Source organism: Anaerosporobacter sp., from assembly GCF_031551385.1.
GTDB lineage: Bacteria > Bacillota > Clostridia > Lachnospirales > Lachnospiraceae > Anaerosporobacter.
The window spans coordinates 1-4,551 of the sequence record NZ_JAVBNS010000230.1 but is presented as its reverse complement, the minus strand read 5'-3'; the positions used below and the strand labels follow the sequence as shown (position 1 = coordinate 4,551).

Sequence of the window (4,551 nt, the reverse complement as noted above, 5' to 3'; positions counted from 1 at the left end):
CAAATACTCTACAGCTTCATGCAACGTCTGTATCCCTATTACTTCAATACCAGTTACAACAGCTCCTTCCTTTACATTATCCATCGGAACCAAACATCTCTTAAATCCATGCTTCGCCGCTGCATATGTCATAGGAAGCACTCCGTTTACACGCTGTAGATGCCCATTTAAGCTCAATTCGCCAATCAGCATACAATCATTAATATTTTCTTGTGGAACATAGCCAGAAGCGGCCAGAATCGCAATTGCGATAGGGAAATCAAAAGCAGTTCCTTCCTTACGGATATCTGCTGGTGATAAATTAATTGTGATACGTTTCGGTGGTAGACGAAATTCTGAGTTTTTCAATGCAATTCGTACTCTTTCCTTCGCTTCCTTCACCTCCGAAGCAAGAAAACCTACCATATCAAAACATGGCAGACCATCACTTACATCTGCCTCAACTTGTACTGGCACTCCTTCTATTCCAAGAATTGCAGCACAATACGATTTACTAAACATTATTGATCCTTTCCCTCTCTTCAAGACTCTAAGAACCATATATTTACACTATAACATACCGATAGCACGTTTGCAAAACAAACTTTCTCACAAACAAAAGAAAGATTATCAAGCGTTCTCACTCAATAACCTTTCTTTAAGATAAACAATTCCCATAATATTTAATTTGCAAGAATCTTCTTGAGTTCATCCATAAATGTATTCGCATCTTTGAATTCTCTATATATAGAAGCAAATCTTACATACGCTACCGGATCTAACTCCTTTAACTTATCCATAACAATTTCACCGATTAAATTGCTATTAATCTCACTCTTATCCATATTAAAGATTGTAGTTTCAATATCATCAACAACTGCCGTGATACTGTCTACCGAAATCGGTCTCTTATGACAAGAACTAAATACTCCTGCTTCAATCTTTGAACGATTGTATGGTTCGCGATTCATATCTTTCTTTATTACGACTAATGGAATTACTTCTATCTTTTCATACGTTGTAAAACGTTTTTTACACTTGTCACATTGACGTCTCCTACGAATAGAACAATTATCATCGGCTGGTCTTGAATCAATAACTCTTGTATTTTCTTCATTGCAAAATGGACACTTCATAAAGCTCCCCCTCAATCACGCATTTCTGTTACTACAATAATAGTAATGTAATTGATTACATTATGTCAAGAACTTTCATATAACTATTAGGAAGTTTAAAGCTTTTAACCCTAATAGATTAACATTTGCATCCAACCAAGCATCTTTGTTCATCAATATCAACCAAAATAACGTCCTCTCCGATTTGTTTGACACAAGCACAGTCAATAATATACTCGCTCTCCCTACCAAGTATCCCCCATATCTTACATGGGCCTGGCACAATCAAACATCGTATCTTAGCGGTACATATATCAAAATCAAGATCACATACATATCCTAATCTCTGTCCGTTTCTGCAGTTAATAACCTCCTTCTCTTTCAATTCGCAAAAACGCATGCCAATCGCCCCTTTGATTTATTTACCTGTCAAATAATTCTTCATATTCTTTAACGCTGATTTCTCTAATCTCGACACTTGCGCTTGAGAGATACATATCTCATTCGCTACTTCCATCTGCGTTTTCCCTTCAAAAAATCGCAGTTTAATAATATTATTCTCTCTATCAGATAATTTGCTCATTGCTTCTTTCAAAGCAATTTCTTCAATCCAATTTTCTTCTTTGTTTTTTTTGTCACTTATTTGATCCATAATATAGAGGGCGTCTCCACCTTCCGAATAAACCGGTTCATACAAAGACACAGGACTTTGGATTGCATCTAATGCAAATACGATATCTTCTTTACTTATACCAATCTCTTCAGCAATCTCGCATACGGTTGGCTCTTTATCATTCTTTCTCATCAAAGCTTCCTTCGTGTAAATCGCTTTGTAAGCTGTGTCACGTAAAGATCTGCTAACACGAATACTATTATTATCCCTAAGATATCTACGAATTTCCCCAATAATCATCGGAACTGCGTAAGTACTAAACTTTACATTTTGGGTTACATCAAAATTATCTATCGCTTTCATAAGACCAATGCAACCAATTTGAAACAAATCATCAACATTTTCATTGCTGTTAGAAAACCTTTGAATGATACTAAGAACAAGTCTCAGATTTCCTTTAATATAAAGTTCCCTAGCTTCTTTATCCCCTTTCAATATACGATCAAAGAGTTCTTTCTTTTCCTCGTTTTTAAGCAAAGGTAATTTCGCTGTATTAACACCACATATCTCAACTTTGTAAAGAGCCATTTCATTAACCTCCACATCATATATATACATAAATGATGTGCTAATTACTGGAACTTTATACTTATTATATTTTTCATTATTTAGTACTTTTTACCATAGAGATTTATTTCATTATATTATATTCACTTTTACTCATATCGTTACTACATTTAAACCTCTACTCCAGCCTTACAATTTCTTTTTTTAAGCGTTTCATAATTTTCTTCTCAAGCCTTGAGATATAGGATTGTGAAATTCCAAGCAAATCCGCTACCTCTTTCTGTGTCTTTTCTGTACCATCCTTTGAATTTAATCCAAAACGAAGTTGAACTATGACACGTTCCCTCTCTGTAAGCTTCCCAAGCGCTTTATTCAAGAGTTTTCGGTCTACTTCATCTTCTATATTCTTATATATTATGTCTTCATCCGTTCCTAGAATATCCGACAATAATAATTCATTCCCATCCCAATCCACATTAAGTGGTTCATCAATAGACACTTCTAACTTCGTCTTATTGTTCCTACGTAGATACATCAAGATTTCATTCTCAATGCATCTTGAAGCATAGGTTGCCAATTTAATATTCTTATCTGGTTTAAATGTATTGATTGCCTTTATTAAACCAATCGTCCCAATCGATATTAAATCTTCAACACCAACACCAGTATTATCAAACTTCTTCGCTATGTACACAACCAGACGCAAATTATGTTCTACAAGTACAGATTTCGCTTTTGCATCCTCGTCGGTTCCCAATCTAGAAATAACATCAGATTCTCTCTCTGCATCAAGCGGAGCTGGTAACACTTCTGCTCCACCTATATAATGAATGTCACCTCTTTGTTTAAATAGTACGTTTTTAAAATCTGGTATTACTCTAAATTGAAATTTATTTGGTATTGATACCTTTAACAACATGCTTCATTCCTCCCGTTATAAAATTCGTTACAATAATTCTTCGTGTAGAATAATATGATAACTGTCATCTACCGTTAATTTGCCTCGATAAATTGCAACTGTTATATTCGGATTATGTACGATTGTATCTTCGTTGAAAATATTCACTTCATCAAATACAATTCCAGGCAAGATTCCTTCCTCAGTACCTACTGCATGGTAAGGAATCCACTTGATTCTTACCGCATAGTTTTCGATGTTTTTTTGTTCCATATCCCCCGTTAACTCTTTCGCATACTGGGTTAATTCTTCTGGTAGAATTTCTTTTATCCCTTCAACATCCGCAACAATAACTGGTTTTCTTGATATCGGCTCTCTAAGATGATTTCCCGTATCCAAAAAACCTCTACAAATTATCTTTTTTTCACCAAACACTAATTCAACGTTATAGAACAACTCCCTTGTTCCTTTCATTTGTAGATAAAACTTCTTTATAAGATAGATAAAACTTCCTGCAACTGCAAAGAAAGCAAGTAAATAGCCAAAGCCAAGTGCTTTTGACGGCAATATTCTTATAAATTCAGTAATATAATACCCCGCACTTGTATAGTAATATAAGTAATTCATAATACCACCAAGTAAAAAGGTAATTGCATAATACACTAAAATGTCCTTTATAAGAGCTTTCATTGTTTTATAATGGAACGCAATCCTTAGCATACAACCTGCTAATACAACTCCAAATAGCATCATAGCGACTCCTAAGCGAAACATTGGCACCATAATGCTTAAGCAAGCTCCCAAACCGCCTAATACTGCCGCCAATAACATTCGCCGCTTTTTACTATTTTTCTTCACAAGCTTTTTCATGAATACCAGAATCAGATAATCCATAATAAGATTTACTCCAAAGATTAAATCAATGTAAACCTCTAGTTTCAATGTTCACCTCCTACTCGTACACTCAGTAAATTTATTATAACTCATCCGCTTCATTGTTTTTGTCATTTATTGGATATCTTTTCCATTTACTTTTCATCAAAGTAATACAGAATCCTACAGAATGTAGGTTGAGAATACACAAACTCTATTTTTTTGAAAAAATGCATAAGAAAATAGGACCATCTTGTATAAAATGGTCCCATTGTTTTTTGATATATTATTTACGATTTTTCTTTAAAAATTCTGGTATTTTAATACCTTCATGATCTGTCTCTTGTGATACTGGTCTTGTATACGTTTGTGTCGGTCTAATCGTACTAACTTGTGGCTCTGCCACTGCAGCAGCACTCATAACAGGTGTTGGTGTTGTTGCTCTTGTAAATGGAGTCGTATTGCTTGTACTTGCTCCCATTCTTGGCATTTGCTGTGTTGCCTGG

7 protein-coding genes are annotated in these 4,551 nt (G+C 34.7%); all 7 read right to left on the bottom strand.

The genetic code is table 11. The features are described 5' to 3' along the window. Positions 1-501, bottom strand: a 501-nt coding sequence (locus RMR19_RS17475) for a magnesium chelatase domain-containing protein (protein ID WP_310604787.1), incomplete at its 3' end; no start/stop codon positions are given. Between the two features lie 161 nt (positions 502-662). Beyond that, positions 663-1,115: a transcriptional regulator NrdR gene (gene nrdR / locus RMR19_RS17470; protein WP_310604786.1), complete on the bottom strand. Its 453-nt coding sequence runs from the start codon at positions 1,113-1,115 to the stop codon at positions 663-665. Positions 1,116-1,233: 118 nt separating this feature from the next. Next, positions 1,234-1,494, bottom strand: a complete 261-nt coding sequence (locus RMR19_RS17465; protein ID WP_310604785.1) for a YlmC/YmxH family sporulation protein — start codon at positions 1,492-1,494, stop codon at positions 1,234-1,236. 18 nt (positions 1,495-1,512) lie between these two features. Then, positions 1,513-2,295, bottom strand: coding sequence for an RNA polymerase sporulation sigma factor SigG (gene sigG, locus RMR19_RS17460; RefSeq protein WP_310604784.1), 783 nt, complete (start codon positions 2,293-2,295; stop codon positions 1,513-1,515). A gap of 157 nt (positions 2,296-2,452) precedes the next feature. Further along, the gene (gene sigE, locus RMR19_RS17455) at positions 2,453-3,193 is read right to left on the bottom strand and encodes an RNA polymerase sporulation sigma factor SigE (protein WP_310604783.1); all 741 of its coding nucleotides are present in this window, start codon (positions 3,191-3,193) and stop codon (positions 2,453-2,455) included. A gap of 27 nt (positions 3,194-3,220) precedes the next feature. Beyond that, entirely contained in the window at positions 3,221-4,114 is an 894-nt protein-coding gene (locus RMR19_RS17450; RefSeq protein WP_310604782.1) for a sigma-E processing peptidase SpoIIGA, read from the bottom strand. A 217-nt stretch (positions 4,115-4,331) separates the two neighbouring features. Further along, positions 4,332-4,551, bottom strand: a 220-nt coding sequence (locus RMR19_RS17445) for a hypothetical protein (RefSeq protein WP_310604781.1), incomplete at its 5' end; no start/stop codon positions are given.